17 protein-coding genes and 2 pseudogenes are annotated in these 16,909 nt (G+C 65.4%); 10 read left to right on the forward strand and 9 right to left on the reverse strand.

Annotation, left to right across the window (positions count from 1 at the left end; all coding sequences use genetic code 11):
• Nucleotides 1-53 precede the first annotated feature (53 nt).
• Nucleotides 54-548, forward strand: a pseudogene (locus tag SLQ30_RS18115) (hypothetical protein); the annotation flags it as partial.
• Nucleotides 549-553: 5 nt separating this feature from the next.
• On the opposite strand, the gene SLQ30_RS18120 reads toward SLQ30_RS18115, so the two are convergent.
• The gene (locus SLQ30_RS18120; protein WP_319447988.1) at nt 554-1,177 is read right to left on the reverse strand and encodes a DUF3060 domain-containing protein; all 624 of its coding nucleotides are present in this window, start codon (nt 1,175-1,177) and stop codon (nt 554-556) included.
• Nucleotides 1,178-1,258: 81 nt separating this feature from the next.
• Between SLQ30_RS18120 and SLQ30_RS18125 the strand changes: the two genes are divergently transcribed.
• Nucleotides 1,259-1,594: a hypothetical protein gene (locus SLQ30_RS18125; RefSeq protein WP_319447987.1), complete on the forward strand. Its 336-nt coding sequence runs from the start codon at nt 1,259-1,261 to the stop codon at nt 1,592-1,594.
• A gap of 90 nt (nt 1,595-1,684) precedes the next feature.
• Here SLQ30_RS18125 and SLQ30_RS18130 read toward each other — a convergent pair whose 3' ends face one another.
• Together SLQ30_RS18130 and SLQ30_RS18135 are read right to left on the reverse strand one after the other, a co-directional pair.
• The gene (locus SLQ30_RS18130; RefSeq protein ID WP_319447986.1) at nt 1,685-2,056 is read right to left on the reverse strand and encodes a heme-binding protein; all 372 of its coding nucleotides are present in this window, start codon (nt 2,054-2,056) and stop codon (nt 1,685-1,687) included.
• A gap of 54 nt (nt 2,057-2,110) precedes the next feature.
• On the reverse strand, nt 2,111-2,425 hold the full coding sequence (locus SLQ30_RS18135) for a hypothetical protein (RefSeq protein ID WP_319447985.1): 315 nt from the start codon (nt 2,423-2,425) through the stop codon (nt 2,111-2,113).
• A gap of 132 nt (nt 2,426-2,557) precedes the next feature.
• Here SLQ30_RS18135 and SLQ30_RS18140 point away from each other — a divergent pair, with 132 nt between their 5' ends.
• The 4 genes and pseudogenes from SLQ30_RS18140 to SLQ30_RS18155 all read left to right on the forward strand — a co-directional run bounded on the left by SLQ30_RS18140 (nt 2,558) and on the right by SLQ30_RS18155 (nt 7,299).
• Entirely contained in the window at nt 2,558-2,794 is a 237-nt protein-coding gene (locus SLQ30_RS18140; protein ID WP_319447984.1) for a hypothetical protein, read from the forward strand.
• Between the two features lie 307 nt (nt 2,795-3,101).
• The gene (locus SLQ30_RS18145) at nt 3,102-3,905 is read left to right on the forward strand and encodes a hypothetical protein (RefSeq protein WP_319447983.1); all 804 of its coding nucleotides are present in this window, start codon (nt 3,102-3,104) and stop codon (nt 3,903-3,905) included.
• Nucleotides 3,906-3,947: 42 nt separating this feature from the next.
• Nucleotides 3,948-4,631, forward strand: a pseudogene (locus tag SLQ30_RS18150) (ABC transporter ATP-binding protein); the annotation flags it as partial.
• A gap of 166 nt (nt 4,632-4,797) precedes the next feature.
• The gene (locus SLQ30_RS18155; protein ID WP_319447982.1) at nt 4,798-7,299 is read left to right on the forward strand and encodes an ABC transporter permease; all 2,502 of its coding nucleotides are present in this window, start codon (nt 4,798-4,800) and stop codon (nt 7,297-7,299) included.
• Between the two features lie 4 nt (nt 7,300-7,303).
• Here the strand turns inward: SLQ30_RS18155 and SLQ30_RS18160 are convergent, their stop codons facing one another.
• Nucleotides 7,304-9,175, reverse strand: coding sequence for a potassium transporter Kup (locus SLQ30_RS18160; protein WP_413468091.1), 1,872 nt, complete (start codon nt 9,173-9,175; stop codon nt 7,304-7,306).
• Nucleotides 9,176-9,246: 71 nt separating this feature from the next.
• Nucleotides 9,247-10,212, reverse strand: coding sequence for an ATP-dependent DNA ligase (locus SLQ30_RS18165; protein WP_319447981.1), 966 nt, complete (start codon nt 10,210-10,212; stop codon nt 9,247-9,249).
• A gap of 311 nt (nt 10,213-10,523) precedes the next feature.
• Between SLQ30_RS18165 and SLQ30_RS18170 the strand changes: the two genes are divergently transcribed.
• Nucleotides 10,524-11,210, forward strand: coding sequence for a hypothetical protein (locus tag SLQ30_RS18170; protein WP_319447980.1), 687 nt, complete (start codon nt 10,524-10,526; stop codon nt 11,208-11,210).
• Nucleotides 11,211-11,223: 13 nt separating this feature from the next.
• Here SLQ30_RS18170 and SLQ30_RS18175 read toward each other — a convergent pair whose 3' ends face one another.
• Genes SLQ30_RS18175 through SLQ30_RS18185 form a run of 3 tightly spaced genes read right to left on the reverse strand, consistent with a single transcriptional unit; the run spans nt 11,224 to nt 13,725 of the window.
• A complete protein-coding gene (locus tag SLQ30_RS18175; protein ID WP_319447979.1) occupies nt 11,224-12,180 on the reverse strand; it encodes a haloalkane dehalogenase in 957 nt (318 codons plus the stop codon).
• Nucleotides 12,180-12,998, reverse strand: a complete 819-nt coding sequence (locus tag SLQ30_RS18180) for an alpha/beta fold hydrolase (protein WP_319447978.1) — start codon at nt 12,996-12,998, stop codon at nt 12,180-12,182. Before SLQ30_RS18180 ends, SLQ30_RS18175 begins: the two co-directional genes overlap by 1 nt.
• A 25-nt stretch (nt 12,999-13,023) precedes the next feature.
• Complete coding sequence (locus SLQ30_RS18185; RefSeq protein ID WP_319448011.1) at nt 13,024-13,725, reverse strand: SDR family oxidoreductase; 702 nt, start codon at nt 13,723-13,725, stop codon at nt 13,024-13,026.
• 86 nt (nt 13,726-13,811) lie between these two features.
• On the opposite strand from SLQ30_RS18185, the gene SLQ30_RS18190 reads away from it, so the two are divergent.
• Nucleotides 13,812-14,525 (forward strand): D-alanyl-D-alanine carboxypeptidase family protein, encoded by a 714-nt coding sequence (locus tag SLQ30_RS18190; protein WP_319447977.1) that lies wholly within the window; start codon nt 13,812-13,814, stop codon nt 14,523-14,525.
• A 9-nt stretch (nt 14,526-14,534) separates the two neighbouring features.
• Here SLQ30_RS18190 and SLQ30_RS18195 read toward each other — a convergent pair whose 3' ends face one another.
• Nucleotides 14,535-15,152: a TetR family transcriptional regulator gene (locus SLQ30_RS18195; RefSeq protein ID WP_319447976.1), complete on the reverse strand. Its 618-nt coding sequence runs from the start codon at nt 15,150-15,152 to the stop codon at nt 14,535-14,537.
• A 112-nt stretch (nt 15,153-15,264) separates the two neighbouring features.
• On the opposite strand from SLQ30_RS18195, the gene SLQ30_RS18200 reads away from it, so the two are divergent.
• Complete coding sequence (locus tag SLQ30_RS18200; protein WP_319447975.1) at nt 15,265-16,095, forward strand: mycofactocin-coupled SDR family oxidoreductase; 831 nt, start codon at nt 15,265-15,267, stop codon at nt 16,093-16,095.
• The gene (locus tag SLQ30_RS18205; protein WP_319447974.1) at nt 16,092-16,895 is read left to right on the forward strand and encodes a mycofactocin-coupled SDR family oxidoreductase; all 804 of its coding nucleotides are present in this window, start codon (nt 16,092-16,094) and stop codon (nt 16,893-16,895) included. Before SLQ30_RS18200 ends, SLQ30_RS18205 begins: the two co-directional genes overlap by 4 nt.
• The last annotated feature ends 14 nt before the right edge of the window (nt 16,896-16,909 follow it).

Consider the following 16,909-nt stretch of genomic DNA (forward strand, 5'->3'; position numbering starts at 1 on the left):
AAGTCGACCAACGCTTCAGCCGGTAACGACGCTCACCGGCCGGCGGCTCGGAGAACAGAGTCCCCCTCGCCACGGATATCACGGGGAGGCGCGCTGTTCAATACCCATTAGTCGGTAGCGAGGGTGGGCACATCGAGACCGAGGGGTTCTGGATCGCGATGAACAAGGACACCCTCACGCCGTCCCGGGTATCGGACACCCTCACCGAGAAGTTCGCGTCGACCACCGAAGAGCACCGGCTCAAATGGCGACCCTGGCTCGGGAATCCGGACGAGACGGACACGGACACGCCATTCGCCTTGCGCCGCACGGACATCGACATCTTCCAACACGTCACCAACACCGCCTACTGGCACGCCATCCACGAAGTGATGGCGCAGGAACCCGACGTGTGCACGCCGCCGTATCGAGCGGTCGTCGAGTACCGGCGGCCAATCCAGTTCGGTGAGCACGTCACCATTCGGTCGGCACGACACGACAACGAGGTACGGATCGCGCTGACCGTCGGCGACGACGTACGGGCCGCGGCGCTGCTGCGGAAGTTGTAGGACGTTCAGCCCGGCTGAACGGTGACGTCGATCCCCGTCTTGACGATCTTCGGCGTGCCCGAGTGATAGGTGGTCACGGTGCGGATGCCACCGCCATCAATGGTGTCGGCACTGTCGACGGTCACCTTCGTGTCATTACCGGAGACGTGAAGGGTCAAGCAGTGGCCGGTGACGGTGAACTTGTTGCCGTTTCCGCCAAGGGTGAGCGTGCCGTCATTGCACGCGACGGTCTGGGAGGTGTTGTTGCCGCTGACGCTCAACGTCCCACCCTTCTCAACGGTGAGCGGGACGCTAGTGGACGAACTATGGCCTGAGTTCGGCCACCACTGCGCGAAAAGCGTGTGCACTGCATTCCATAGCGGCGTGAACATGAAGAAGCCGAACACCGCGAGGACGATCAGGCGGCTGCCCCAGCCGGTACGCCTGACTCGCGGCCGTCGCGCGTTGTCTGAATAGCGAGGCAACGGGACGGGCGCTCCGTACGGTGCGCCGGAGCCGAATTCGGCGCCGTACGGCGGAGCGGGCGGCGAGAGCGGCTGAGTTCGCGGGGGCGGCGCGATCCCCGGGTTCTCGCTAAAGCTGCCGACTTCCAGCTCGCGGATCCGCGCCTCCGGATCGTCCGGGTCCATCGCAAAATGCTCCCACGCGGCCGCCGCCAATGCAGCAAATCCGCCGCTCGGAGCACCCCGGAGGGGCTTAACCTCGAACCCGTGAGCGAACTCTCCGCCGACGTGATCGCCTTCCTCTGCGTCAACGGGGTCGAAACCGCTGCTTCCGCAAACGATTACCGTCTGCCGAAGATCCCGCCGAGGTTCCAGGTGACACCGCCGCCGCACATGTGCTCGAGCCCTACGCCGAATCCGCACGAGGAGTATGGGCCGACCACCGGAGGTGGTGAGGTGTTGATCGACGTACTGCCGCCCGGCCGCGAGCAGATGGTCGTCGTGGCGTTGGTGTTGGTGCAGGTGCGGTCGTCGGCGCCCGCTGGCGGCGCCATGACCATTCCGACTGCGACGGTCGTCATCCCGACCAAGGGCAGCGCGTAGTAGCGCTTCGTCCACATCATTGGAATCCTCACTCCGTGTGGACCATTCGAGGCCGCACTCCTAGTCGCGCAGCGATGCTTCGCAGGCGAATCAAGACACGTCGTCGCCGCCGCCTGTGCCGCACCGCTCCCTCATGTCGACCAATGGCTGACGGATGGCGGACATCTCGGCCTTCACCTGCGGGTTGGCGTTCATGTATTCCTCAACCTTTGGCCGGATCGTGTCGCGGGGCGAGCCCTCGAGGCCGGTCAGGAACGCGTTGACGTCGGGGTGGCTGAAGAGGTAGACCGACATGCCTGCTGACACTCCGGTGGCAGTCTGGGCGAGGTCGGCGGCGGTGCAGTTGGGTTGTGGGTCGGCCGATGCGGCAGGCGCAGCGCCGAGCAGCACCGCGCCGGCAACGGCTGCGGTTCCGAATGCACCCAGCACCGCTCTGGTCGAGAAACGGTTGAACGACAACATCATTGGTCTCCTTGTTGGGTGGTGACGGCGAAATCTATTAGCTCTTCTGCGGCGTTACCGGCAGCCGCTCACGCTGACATGGCGTCCGCCGACGCTCCCGCAGACGTTGACGTACGGCGGCGGGGGCGGTGGGGGCGGCGGGTAGTCCTCGGGCATTGGTGCGTAGTAGGCGGGTGGCGGCACGTACGGAGCCATCACATCGGCGAGATTCGCACATCCGCTGACGGACACCCGTCGTCCCGCATTCACGCACACGTCCGCATTCGCGGAGCCCGGTGGTTGCACCGTGACGAGCGTGCCAAGGGTGGCCGTGACGGCAAGGACAACCGCGGCGGCGCGACAGCGGGAGCGAAGGTTCTCGATGCCCATCGTTTCGGCCTCTCGTCGAAGGCAGGCGAATGGACGCGGCGGGGCCGCCTGCCCAACACCCGTAGCCGGAATGCTAGCCGCTTTTCTGACGGCTACGTGAATATCGGCTGGCAATGAAGCGGTGTCCACTTCATGAATATCTTCATCGACGAAGACCGTCGCGTTGTTCGCCGACGAAGCCAGACGCCGCCCCACGGGATGACCAGAATTCTCATCGGCGAGGTGGGCGACGTCGACTATTGCCCAAGTGGCTTGGAGCCCGGCCGAGCGAACGATCAGGCGTCGCCGCTCCTCCAGCTTCGACGGCATTTCGGTCGGCGGGCTGCCGACATCAGCATGCTCACAGCATCTGGTCAGCTTTATGCTTAGGTCGAGCGGCATTTCGACGTCGAGGAGCTCACCGACGGATGGTCGGACCCGACGTTCCCCGCCGGCCATCCGAAGACCGATTCGGCGGCACCGACTCCCGCTCAGCAAATCAACCGCTGAACTTTCGATGGCAACTAAGTCGAGCCTCTGGCCGGACTGGCCACGGCTTTGCTGCGGGCCTGCGAAGGTGTTGTGGGGCTACTGGCAAGTTGACCGAAGCGTTTGCGTCTCATCCCACTGGATGGCATGGTCGGCGGAAGCCCACTGGGTGATTTTCTTTGACGACAGCGTTATGACTGTCGACGCGATGCCTGATGGGTGGGAGCACCGGCGAGTGACGGATTACGTCTACGACATGTCGGACTCCGAGCGCGACGCGCTCACTGAGCAATTCCTCGCCACCAAGAAGCTGGGCTGTGCGCGCTTCGCATGCTTCACGTTGGAGGGACCCGATCGGTTCGCCAACATCGCCCGTCAGGTCGAGCGGGCCGTGTTCCAGGATTCGTGGGGCAATAACGCCGCCACCATGAAGAAGGAATACGGCCCCTACGACGAGAGCAGCATCTTCTTCATGGTGGTCGACACCGAAGAGAAGGTTCCGGCGGGCGTCGTCCGGATGATCCGGAATTCCCCGCTCGGCCTCAAGACCATCGTCGATCTCGACGACATCATCAAGTCGCCCATCGCCCCAATCGCGATCCCGGTCGACGACGTGATGCGGCACCACGGAATCGACGATCTCGACAGGTGCTGGGACGGCGCCACGGCCGCCGTTCCGCGCAAATACCGCCGCAAACTGGCGACGATGCACGTACAGCTTCTGCGCATGTTGGTGCTCGGCGCCATGCGCGAGAACATTCAACACTTCGTCTCCGTGCTGGATGCGCCCGTCGTCAGAGCCGCCCGCGACGTGCTCGGCCTCCCCCTTCTTCCGCTCGTTGACACGCCGCCGTTCACCCACATGGATGCACCCAACAACCAGGCCGTGTATGCCCACATCCCATCGCTGCTGAGACCCGGTCAGCGGCGAAACCGTCGAGTTGGTCAGAAGATTCGCGATTGCTTGACCGAGAGCAGTGCGCACGACCTGGAAAAGCTCGCTGCGAGGTGAGGCGGTGTCCATCGCTTCGCCGCGGGCGCAAAGTGATCTGACATGCCGCTGAGGGTGGAACTCACCAATGTGGTACGTCAGTACCACACTGGCGGTCACACGGTCCCCGCGCTCGACGGGCTCACCTTGCAGATCTGCGGCGGCCAGTTCACCTCCATCGTCGGCCCATCCGGCGCGGGTAAGAGCACACTGCTCCAGCTGATCGGCGCGCTGGACTCGCCGGATTCGGGCTCGATCCGCTTCAACGGCACCGAGATCGGCACGATGACCGATGAACAGCAATCGACGTTTCGCCGCCACCAGGTGGGCTTCATCTTCCAGTTCTTCAACCTCCTGCCGACGCTCACGGCGTGGGAGAACGTAGCGCTTCCCATGCTGCTCGACGGTCAAAAGCTCCGCCAGGTCCGTCCTGACGCATTGCGGCTCTTGGACCTCGTCGGGCTGGGAAACCGCATCGAACACCGACCTGCCGAATTGTCCGGCGGCCAGATGCAGCGGGTGGCCGTCGCCCGAGCGCTCATGATGGATCCCCCGCTGATCCTGGCCGACGAGCCGACGGGCAACCTCGACTCCACGACCGGAGCCGCAATCATGGAATTGCTGCGCAGTGTCGCGCGCGACGACGGCGACTACCGCGCGGTCGTGATGGTCACGCACAACCTCCAGGCGGCAGCCGAGACCGACCGGGTCATCACGTTGCAGGACGGCGCGCTCAAGTCCGACGTCTGCCCCGGACGTGTGCCGCCCCCCAGCGGACGGCACTCGACAGGCATGCGCGAGCAGCCGACCGAGATCATTCCGACAGTCCACAACGGCACATTCACCTCGGACATGCTCGTCGACTCCCCGCCGCCGCGGCTCGGCCGACACTCGGCCCGTCGGTCGTAACGCGGTGCTGCTCGCCGCCTTCAGCCGGCTCAAGGTTCTGAACGTCCGTGAATTGCGCACCCATTGGGGGCGCGCAGTTGCCTCAGTCGTGGTGGTCGCGGTCTCGGCCACGTTGCTAGTTGCAGTCCTCGGTGTCTCGGGATCCATCACCGGCTCCATCGACCGCCTCGCCACCAGCATCGGCGGCGATGCCGACCTGGAGGTCTCGGGCATCACCGGCGACGGCTTCGACGAGGCGCTGCTTCCTACGGTCGGCAGTGTCGAAAATGTAACTGCGGCAGTTCCGTTGGTGCGAATGCGGACCACCGCCAATGGGCAGCCGGCCCTTCTGCTTGGGCTCGGCCAGAACGCCGCCGAACTGCACTCCGACCTTCAGACCGCGATTCAGGATCAGCTCGATTCCGGCTCGCCGGTCACCTCGGCAGCGAACGGAGTAGTGGTCGGCGCGGGCCTCGGCGTCGCCAAGGGCGAACAGTTTCAAGTCGCGGGCTCGACGACCGTCACTGCCATGGCCGTGGTGGACGGTCCCGCGGCGCGGCGACTGAATGACGCACACTTCGTGATCGCGCCACTCGCACTCGCGCAACAGCTCTCGGGACGAGCCCACCTGCTGGACTCGATCCTGCTGTTCACCACCCCACACTCCGACGTCCAAAAGGTCCGCTCCGCCGTGACGACGGCGATCGACGGACGAGCAGTCGTGGCCACCCCGAGCTTTCGCGCCGCACAGGCGAGTAGCTCGTTCGCCATCCTCCAGGCCATGACCTTGCTGGCGGCTTCGGTCTCGTTGGTAGTGGCGGCGTTTCTGAGCTTCAACGCCATGAGCATCGCCATAGCTCAGCGCCGACCCATGATCTCGACCATGCGCGCGCTGGGCGGTCGGCGGCGAACCATCATGTCCGACATGCTGGCCGAAGCCGCGCTCGTCGGCCTGCTCGGCGGCGTGATCGGCTCGCTGTGTGGAGTGGTCATCGGACACTTCGCCATCGATGCGCTTCCTTCGACAATGGTGCAAACACTCGATGCGCGACTCGAATACGTCCTCCCAACCTGGGTCGTCCCCCTCGCCATCGCGGCATGCGTCGTCGCGAGTGTCACGGCCTCGGCGCTCGCGGCCAGGCAGGTGCACGGCGTCGCTCCGATAGAGGCGTTGGCTCCAAGCGGTGCAGCGACGTCGGAGGCGGGTTCGCACCGGCTGCGAGTCGCCGCGGGTGTGGGAGGGGCGGTTCTACTCGTCGTGACAATTCTCATCGTCACCGGGGAGCTAGGGCAAATTGCGATCGCTTCAATAGCGTTGTCATTCATCGGATTCAGTGCACTGTGCTTCGCCTTCTCGACTCCGATCATCGCAGCCGCGGCAGCCGTGGCGCGGCGATTCGGTGCTGCGGGTGTGCTCGGCGCGGCGACCATCGAGCGCGCGCCTCGGCGGATGTGGGTCGCGATGATGACAGTGCTCACCGCTGTGGTCACCACCGTGGCGGTGACCGGCGCGACGGCCAACGCCGTCGACTCGACGGTCGCGTCGTTCTCGTCGATCGCGGGTGCTGACATCTGGGTCAGCTCGGCCGCGGCCACCGACTACTCCTCAAGCCTGTTGCCGTCGGACACCGAGCCCAACGTCGCAGCCATACCCGGTGTCGAAAAGGTCGTCCCCGACCAGATGGCCTTTGCGACCGTCGGGGACACGCGGGTGATGCTCCTTGGCATCGCGAAGGGTTCCCATCGCGACATCTACACTTCGCTGTCGCCGCGGGACCGCGGAAAGTTGCTCTCCGGCGAAGGCGTCGCCTTGTCTCGCGACCTCGGACTGTCGATGAACGTCGCCGCAGGCGACGACATCACCCTGCAGACGCCCACCGGTCAGCGTCGCGTCCAGGTGCTTGCGCTCATCCCGTACTTCTCCGGGATGACCGGCACCATTGCGATGAGCCTTGACGCCATGCAGGGTTGGTTCCAGCGCCCTGGGGCCAGTGACCTGGAGATCACCGTGAAGCCCGGCCACGACCCGCGAGCCGTTCAAGCGGCCATCAAAAAGGTCGTCCCCGCAAGCACTTTCGTCTACTCCGGCGACGAGGCGCTGGCGGGTGTGGCGAGTGCACTGGACCAGGTGATCGCCGTCATCACCATCATCGGGTGGATCGTCGTGGTGGTTTCGGCCGTGACGCTTCTGAATACGCTGATGCTGTCGGTACTCGACCGGCGTCGCGAGATCGGTGTGCTGCGAGCGATCGGCGCCACCAGGGGCTTCACTTTGAAGGCCATCCTCGCCGAGGCAGCGGGCATCGGCATCGTCGGTGGACTACTGGGGCTGGCGCTCGGCATGGCCATCCAGTACCTGACGTCCATCGCGCTGACGAACGTGCTCAGCATCGACGTGACGTGGCAGCCCAGCCCGGCGATGGTCGGCATTGGCCTTGGCGCACTGCTGATCTGCCTGCTCGGCTCGATTCCGCCGGCAGTGCGCGCGGCCAGACTCAACATCGTCGAAGCGGTCAGCGTCGAATGAACGATTAGAACTCGATGGCCGAACCCATGATGACCGTCTGACCGCGTGGCAGATGGAAGTAGTCGGCCGCGTCGGAGGTCAGGTAGGACGTGGCGATGAACAGCTGCTTGCGCCACTGCGCCATGTTCGGCTCCGGCCCGGCATCCAGTTCCAGCTTCGACAGGAAGTAGGACGCACCGTCGACGTCGATGACCCCTTCGGTGTCATCGGGATCGAGCAGCCGCAACGCGTTGGGCACGTTCGACGGCTCCATGTATCCGAAGTTGGCTGTCACGTGGACGATTCCGTCTTCGGCATAACCGAGCGGATCGACTTCGGTGCGCTGGTCGTCGGGTATGCGGGGCACCGGCAGGGTTTCGATCGAAAGGATGATCACGTGCTCGTGCCGCGAATGGTTGTGTTCGACGTTGGCACGCATCGCCAGCGGCGCCGTCTCCTTTCCTCGATTGAGGAACACCGCGGTGCCAGGGACCCGCTTCAACGGGGGGTCGCACTTCGAGAGTCCATCGACGAACTCCCCCAGCGGTCCTTCTACTTCTTCGCGCGCCTTCGTGACGATCCTGCGGCCCCGTTCCCACGTCGTCATCACCGTCCACGCCGTGACCGCGATCAGTAGCGGCAGCCACGCCCCGTGGACCAACTTGGTGAGGTTCGCGGCGAGGAACAGCAGATCGACCAGCAGGAGCGCACCGCCGCCGATCACCACCTGCCACAGGGGGACGCCCCACCGGGTTCTGGCGAGGTAGAAGAACAGCAGCGTGACGATGGTGATGGTCCCGATCACCGCCATCCCGTACGCGTAGGCGAGCGCGGCGGAGCTGCGGAACGCGAACACCAGGATCAGCACCGACACCATCAGCAGATGGTTGATGGTCGGAACGTAGACCTGGCCGTAGGCCGACGCCGACGTGTGCACGATGCGGAGCCTGGGCAGCAGACCGAGCTTGGCGGCCTGAGACGCCACCGAGAATGCGCCGGTGATCACTGCTTGTGACGCGATGATGGTCGCGGCCGTGGCGAGCAGCACCATGGGGATTCGCGCCCACTCCGGGATCAGCAAGAAGAACGGCGCACTCACCTTCTGCTCGTCACCGAGGATGAGTGCACCCTGGCCGAAGTAGTTGAGTACGCACGCGGGTAGCACGACGAAGAGCCACGCCAGCGTGATCGGCTTGCGACCGAAGTGGCCCATGTCGGCGTAGAGCGCCTCGGCACCGGTGACGGCGAGCACGACCGCGGCCAACGCGAAGAAGGCGATGTGGAAGTGGCCGAACATGAATGACAGCGCATAGGTGGGCGACAGCGCCTTCAGGATCTCTGGTTCGTCGATGATTCCGTGCACGCCGCAGGCACCGATCGCCACGAACCACAGAATCATCACCGGCCCGAAGAACCGTCCGACGGCAGCCGTGCCGTGACGCTGAACCATGAACAGCGCCACGATGATCACCGCGGTGATCGGCACGATCCAGTCGTCCAAATCCGGCGTGACCACCTTGATGCCCTCGATCGCCGACAGCACCGAGATCGCCGGAGTGATCATGCTGTCACCGAAGAACAGCGCCGCACCGAACAGGCCCAACGTCGCCAAGATCATCGCGGTGCGGCGGCCCCGCGTGGCGCTCCCGTGCTTGAGCATGGTGATGAGCGCCATGATGCCGCCTTCACCGTCGTTGTCGGCGCGCATCACCAAGGTGATGTAGGTCAGCGTGACGATGATCATGACCGACCAGAAGATCAGTGACACAACGCCATACACGTTGTTCGTACTGATCGGCACGGGGTGCGGATCGCTGGGATCGAACAGCGTCTGGACTGTGTAGATGGGGCTGGTGCCGATGTCGCCGAACACCACACCGAGTGCACCGAATATCAACGCCGCGCGAAACGGTGGCGTGTGGTTGCCACCGGAAGGCGTCGTCGCCGGTGTGGAGTCGTCGACTTTGGTCACGCTTTCCCCTCCTCGGCCCGGCGGGACCGGGCCCGTCGCTTGCCTTCGTGCATCGCCGCCACCCGGGCGACTGGGATGGTACGGCCGTGCTCGATCAGCTTTTCTGGCAGGCGTTGCGGCGCAGGCATCTCCTCTGCCCACGGATCACCCCCGGCGAGCGCATCGACGGCGGTGCGGACCGTGAAGTCGGCGGGCGTGACGCGATCCAGGTCCGACCACTTCAGCGGAAACGACACCGGCGTTCCCGGGCGGAGTCGCGGGCTGTAGGCCGCCGCGACCGTCGCACCGCCCGCCCTGGTGGAGTCGACGAACACCTTGCCGCCACGGTCCTCCACGATGAACGCCGTGGTCGCCATCTCGGGGTCGAGCGCCTCGGCGCGCGCAGCGAGCGCACGGGTGGCCGCGGCGACGTCGTCCACCGGCGCCGCATCGTCGATGGGTACGAACACGTGAACGCCCTTGGCGCCACTGGTCTTAACCGCCCCTGCGAGTCCGGAGTCGGCCAGTGCCTGGCACACCAGGTGGGCAACCGCAACGACGGTCCCGAAGTCGTCGTCGCCCGGCGGATCGAGATCGAGCACGAGATGCGTCGGCCGGTAGACGTGCTCGGCCAGGCCGAGCGTCGGGTGGTATTCAACCACGCGCTGATTGGCCAGCCAGAGCAGCGTCCGACGATCGTCACACAGTGCGTAATGCACCTCGCGCTTCGAGGCTTCCGCCCAGATCGCTACCGTACGAACGAATTCGGGGGTGTACTTCGGAACGTTCTTCTGCATGAACGGCGCTCGCCCTCGCAACACCCGTAGCACCGTGAGCGGTCGGTCCGCCAACCCGGGCAGAATCCGATCGCTCACCGCGTCCAAGTAGTCGATCAGGTCGCGCTTCGTGGCGTCTGCTCCGGGTGCGAGCAGCTGGTCCAGGTTGGTCAGGTCGACGCCTGCGCGCTGTTCGCTGGTGCCCACTTCTGCATCCTCCCCGAGAACCCTCCGGGATGCCCGAACATTGGTTGACCTGCCCAGGCGGGCTTCTGGACCACCGCTTTCGGCGGCTCCAGCAGGGCCGACTAGCTGCCGACTCCCGGAATTCATAGGGAAACACCCGATTTATTACTCGGCACCCCCTGAATACCGTCAACGGATTGGGGAATCGCGGTTCACGGGGGTGCCGAATGGTGGCGAAAACATCGAGTAGTGGCCTACTCGCGCCACTTGAGCTCGGTCATCACACAGTTGCCGTGTCCCACGTAGTTGAACACTCTCGAAGGGGAATGCCGATGAACACCATGCAAATCAACATCAAGCGAAGGGCATCGCAGCTGCTGCCGATGTCCGCGGCCCTGCTCGTCGTCGCCGGCGTCGCTCCGGCGCCTGCACTCGCCGACCCGTTGCCGTACGGCCCGGACACCTGTATCCAGGGACTCGTCTGGCGCGAGGCCCGCACGGGCGACACCGTTTGCGTCACCCCGGCAGTCCGCGACCGCACGGCCACCGAGAACGCGAATCCGGGCTCGAACAAGGACCCGCTCGCCGGCTCAGGACCAGCGTCTTGCTCGCAGGGCTACGTATGGCGGGAGGCCTTCGACGGCGACACCATCTGCGTCACCCCTGCCGAACGGTCGGAGACCAAGGCGGCCAACGCTGCAGCCGCGTCCAACAAGCAGGCCAATCAGCCGGGACAGCAACAGGGGCCCACCAACCAGACCAACCACGCGGTGTTCAATGTGACTGGCAGTGGAGAGGTGTTCAACATCGTGACCGATCCGCCCGGCAGCTTCGTGCCCGATCACACGCCGCTGCCATTCACGCGGACCATGAACATCGGCCCCGACGTGACGATGCTTCAGGTAGTTGCCACTGGCCGGGACGATCCCGGGCCAGGCTGCTCGATCTCGCTCAACGGCAAGGTCGTCGCTTCGCAGCCGATCGGCGGGAGCGGGCACTGCATCTACACGCTTCCCTGAGCGGATTCGGCCCTCAGGTGCCCGCGATGAACTCCGCGACGATGTCCGCCAGTTCCTCGCCGCACTGCTCCTGGACGAAGTGGCCGGCACCCGCGATGGTCGTGTGGTGCTGGCCCGCAGCACCGGGAACTCGGCGCTGAAAGACTTCGGCCCAGCCACGCGTCGCGGCGTCGTCGTCGGAGTAGGCGGTGAGAAACGGCTTCGCCCATTGCTCCAGTACGGCCATCGTGGCGCGCCCGATTGCGGCGCCGGGATCGTTGCGGGTCAACGGGATCAACGCGATCATCTGTCGTAGCCCGGCTTTGAAGGACGCGTCGGGAAACGGTGCGTCGTAGGCGGCCAGCACGTCCGCGGGTAGCGGACCCGCGACCGCATCGAGAAAGAAACTGGGCACGATGTCGGGCGCCCGCTGATAGAACCGGACGTAGTCGAGCAGGCTCTCCTCCAACATCATTCGGCTCTCCCCGACTCCATGGTGGGCCCAGCCGAGTTGACCTTCCAGCGCGGGATCGCACGTGTGCAGGATGGTGTTGGTGGCCACGACGCGGGCGAAGCGATCCGGTTCGCGCGCGAGCACGCTCAAGCCCAGCGGGCCGCCCCAGTCCTGGGCCACCAGCGTCACATCGCGCAGGTTCAATGCGGTGACGAGTCCGTGCAGCCAGTCGACGTGGCGGACGAACGTGTAGTCCGTGGCGTCGGTGAGCTTGTCCGAACGGCCATACCCGATGTTGTCGGGTGCGATGACCCGCAACCCGGCCCCAACGAGTCGCCCGATGACCTTTCGGTACAGGTACGACCACGTGGGTTGGCCGTGCGTCAACAACACCGTCGGGCCGTCTGCGGGCCCGGCGTCGACGTAATGCATTCGGAGCGAAGGCATCCGCTTGGACTCGACCTGGACGTAGTGCGGTGGAAACGGGTAATCGGGAAGCCCGGCGAACCGCTCGTCGGGAGTTCTCAGGACGCCCATCAAGACCCTTCCACTTCGCCGAAGAAGCTGCGCAGAGCGGCGCCGACAAGACCGGGTACCGTGCTGGTCGCGAAGTGAGACTCACCCTCCCACACGACGCGTCGCGCGGCGGGCAGCACCGCGGCGAGTTCGTCCATACCCGTGGATAGCGGCGCCCAGGTATCGCCGCCCTGCATCAGCAAGATCGGCACGTCGATCATGGTCCACCGACTCAGGTCCGTGGTGTCGGCGCTCATCGCCTCCAGGTCGCCAAGGTCCCCGGTGGCGGCGCGCAGTGCCTCGTCGGGAGCAATGGGATCGTTCGGTGCGGCAGCCAGCACCTCGGCGGGGATGCGCGCCACGTCGCGAATGAAGACACCCAGCGCTTCGGCGTACTCCCCTGCGGCATAGTGCTTTCGGTATTCGGCGAGCACTGGCGTCAGGTGCGCTCCCGACAGCAACAGCGGCGGCTCGAACAGCGCCAGCGAGGCCAAGTGTGCGGTAGCGATCTTGGCGGCGTGCAATGCCAACGACGCACCATACGAGCCGCCGACGAGATGCCCCCGCTGCCTCGTCTCCTCGGCGGCCGCCCGTGCGACGAGCAGCACGTCATCCGCTTCGACTTCGAAGCTGTTCCGCGACAATGGAACTCCACTCGGCCGGTAGCCGCGGCGGGCGATCAGCCATACCGAGTAGTCGGGAAAGCCTTCCGCGATCTCGGCCCATGAGTCCAGCCCGCCGTTGGAGCCGTGCAGGAAGACGATGGGACGGCCGCGCCCGGAGGTCCTGACGATGAGTTCCGTCCCGTCGGCGGCCGTGAAGGTGCGGTCGGTGGGCACTCGATTCCCGTTCGACGGTGGAGGCTCAGCCTGCGAACTGCGGGTAGACGCCCGCGACGCCCTTCGCCAGTCCGGCCTGCACCCCGCGGCTCATGTCGTCGGCGAGCACCTCATAGGCGCCCGCGGCGATGGCATCGACGGCGAGCGCCGCGACGTCGGCGGGATTGGACTTGGGCCCATCGAGGCCGGCCGCCATGTCAGTGTCCATGAGGCCGACATGCAGTGCCGTCACGACGATTCCGCGGTCGGCCAGTTCGGCGCGCACCGCGTTCGTCATCGACCAGGCCGCCGACTTCGAGGCGCAGTACCCGCTGAGGCCCGGCAGGCTCAGCCAAGACAGCACCGAGAGCACGTTGAGGATGCCTCCACCACCGTTGCCCGCGATCACCGGAGCGAACGCGCGGATCGCGGACAGCGTGCCGAAGTAGTTGGTGTTGAGCTCCTGGTGAGCGCCGTCGAGGTCGCCGGTGAGCAGGTTCGTGCTGCGGTCGATGCCAGCATTGTTGATCAGCAGGGTCACGTCGCCTGCCGCCTCGGCTGCGGCGGCCACCGAGTCAGGATCGGTGATGTCCACCGCGACGGGGATGGCGCCGTCGACGTCGACCGAACCGGGATCGCGTGCGCCCGCGTAAACCTTCGCACCGCGGCGCAGAAGTTCGGAGGTGAAATGCCGACCGAGTCCACGGTTGGCGCCTGTCACGAGAGCTGTGCTCGAGGAGATGTCCACCCGCCCATCCTGCTCCGCCGCGCAGTGCTCGGCCAGGGCAAGGGAGAATCTAATGGCGGACACCTTTGCCGACGGCGGAGCGACGAGTGCAGATCGGAGGCAACCACGTGGCACAACGATGGTTTGCCGAGGTCATGCTCGTCGCGGCGGCCACCACCACGGTGGTGAGTTGCGCGCCGGCAGCCACCACCCAGTCATTCCCCGGCCCGAGCGACTCCTCGACCGGCTCCCAAGGCCAGGTACCGGTGGTGGCGTCGAACGTGGCACCGCAAGCGCTCGTCATCGGCGGCGCGGCGACCACGCCTCCGACCGGCGCAGCCTCTGAAACCCCGGACGCGATGACCATCGGTTCGGCCGGCGTCGACACCTGGAGCGGCTGGCTGCCAGACGGCAAGACGTTCAGCCCGTTCGACACCGTCAGCCAGCCCATCACCCGGCTCGACCCGCTGTTGCTGAGGGCCGTTCAAGACGCCACTCGGGCCGCGGCGAGCCAGGGCGTCAACATCGCCCTGACGTCTGGCTGGCGCTCAAAGGGGTTCCAACAGCGGCTCTTTGCCGACGCCGTGCGTCAGTACGGCAGCGTCGATGTCGCGCAGCAGTTCGTCGCGTCGCCGGAGGGCTCCAAGCACGTCCTCGGCGAGGCGGTCGACGTCACGGGCGCGGGTGTCTCCGACTGGCTCATCCGCAACGGCGCGGAGTTCGGGCTCTGCCAGATCTACGCCAACGAGAACTGGCACTTCGAGCTCGCGGTCGACGAAAACGGCAGGTGCCCCACGCTGAGAGCCAACGCGGCGGGCTGAGTCAGTCGGTCACACCGTCGAGCTGCGGCGACCTGACGCACGCCGTGCATCAGAAGCTTCGTACCCGCCCGCAAGCCAGAACACGGTGCGGTCAATCGCGGGAAGGAGCTCAGTGATGGCGAGCTCCCCAGCCGAGAATCTGCCCATCAGCCCGTAAACGAGGCTCAGCATGGCGGCATTGAAGTCGGAGATGAATCCCTCGTCGACATCGGCAAGCACTTCTGATGCGGCCGGAACCACGATCTCCAGACCGCGACGGAACAGCTTCGCGCCGCTCGGTCCTGACCGCACGCGAAAGAACGCAGCCAGCATTCCTGGGTGCTGCTCCCACGGTTCGAAGATCATTCGAAACAGCGCCATGAGACCGTCGTAGAGCGAACTGTCGGGCGCGCGCGGCGGTGGCACCACATTGGAGTAGCGGTGTTCCTCCATCCAGGCCTCGAGCGCAGCCAGAATGAGTTCGTCTCGGGTCGAATATCGCTTGTAAATGGTGGCCAATGAGGTCCTGGCACGGCGAGCGACTTCGCGCAGTTGCACGGCGTCGTACCCGTCGGTCTCAAGGATCTCGACCACGACGTCGAGCAACGGATCGTCGCGTCGGGCGGATGAATCGCCAGATTTCACCATCGCACTAGCCGCCCTTGCCGTCGTTGAGTAACCAGGTTACCGTAGCTGGTGTAACACGGTTACTCAGCATCTGGTCGGTTGGCAGCCGGCCCACGCAACGAAGCGAGGATTGATGGGTTCTTTGGACGGCAAGGTCGCGTTCATCACGGGGGTGGCACGCGGCCAGGGTCGCAGCCACGCAATACGGCTCGCCGACGACGGTGCCCACATCATCGGCGTCGACATCTGCGCCGACATCGCATCGAACGGCTACCCGATGGCCAGCCGTGACGAGTTGGATGAAACCGTCGCGCTGGTGGAAGAAAAGGGCGGCAAGATGCTGGCCTCGATCGCCGACGTCCGCGACTTCCATCAGTTGAAGGCCGCACTCGACACCGGAGTCGAGCACTTCGGCCGCCTGGACATCGTGTGCGCAAATGCGGGCATCGCGTCGATGGCCTTCCGCGAGTTGACGATTGAAGAAGACCTCGAGCAGTGGACGGACGTGCTCGACGTCAACCTGGTTGGCGCATTCCACACCGCCAAGGCGGCCATCCCGCACCTCATCGCCGGTGGCCGCGGCGGGTCGATCGTGCTCACCAGTTCGACGGCAGGACTGAGGGGATTTGGCGGCCTACAGGGCGGGGGCCTTGGCTACGCCGCATCCAAGCACGGCATTGTCGGCCTGATGCGCACGCTGGCGAATGCGCTTGCCCCCAACAGCATCCGGGTCAACACCGTGCACCCCACCGCCGTCAATACGATGATGGCCGTCAACCCTGCCATGACGTCGTTCCTGGAGAACTATCCCGACGGCGGACCTCATCTGCAGAACCCGATGCCAGTCGGACTGCTTGAGCCGGAAGACATTAGTGCGGCGATCGCCTACCTGGTATCCGACGCGGGCAAGTACGTCACCGGCGTGACGTTCCCGGTCGACGCCGGATTCTGCAACAAGCTATGACCGGACGGGTTGCGGGCAAACGGGTTCTGGTCACCGGCGCCGCTCGCGGAATGGGTCGCAGCCACGCAGTCAGGCTCGCCGAAGAAGGTGCCGACGTCATCCTCGTCGACATCTGCGAGTCCCTGCCCGAGGTCGAATATCCGCTCGCCACAAGGGAAGACCTCGAGGAGACGGTGCGGCTCGTCGAGAAGCACGGGCGCAGGGCAGTCTCGCACGTCGTCGACGTACGCGACGCGGCAGCAATGACGGCCGCTGTCGACGACGGGGTCGAGCGATTGGGCGGCCTCGATGCGGCCGTGGCCAACGCAGGCGTGCTCACCGTCGGCACGTGGGACACCACCACATCGGCACAGTGGCACACCGTGCTCGACGTCAACCTGATCGGCACGTGGAACACCTGTTCTGCCGCGCTGCCGCACTTGGTGGAGCGTGGTGGCAGCCTGGTCAACATCAGCTCGGCAGCCGGGTTGAAGGGCACTCCACTACACCTCCCCTACACCGCGTCCAAGCACGGCGTGGTCGGGTTGAGCCGGGCGTTGGCCAATGAGCTTGCCGCGGTGAATGTTCGGGTCAACACCGTGCACCCGACGGGTGTGGAAACCGGGATGCGACCGGACTCACTGCACGGATTGCTGGCCGAGACGCGGCCCGATCTGGTCCCGATCTTCCTCAACGCGATGCCGGTCGTGATGGCCGAGCCGGTCGACATCAGCAACGCCGTGCTGTTCCTGGTCTCTGACGAATCCCGGTATGTGACCGGACTCGAATTCAAGGTCGATGCCGGCGTGACGCTCCGGTGATACCGCAGCCCGAA

Origin of the sequence: Mycobacterium sp. RTGN4, from assembly GCF_033804635.1 — a bacterium.
Lineage (GTDB): Bacteria > Actinomycetota > Actinomycetes > Mycobacteriales > Mycobacteriaceae > Mycobacterium.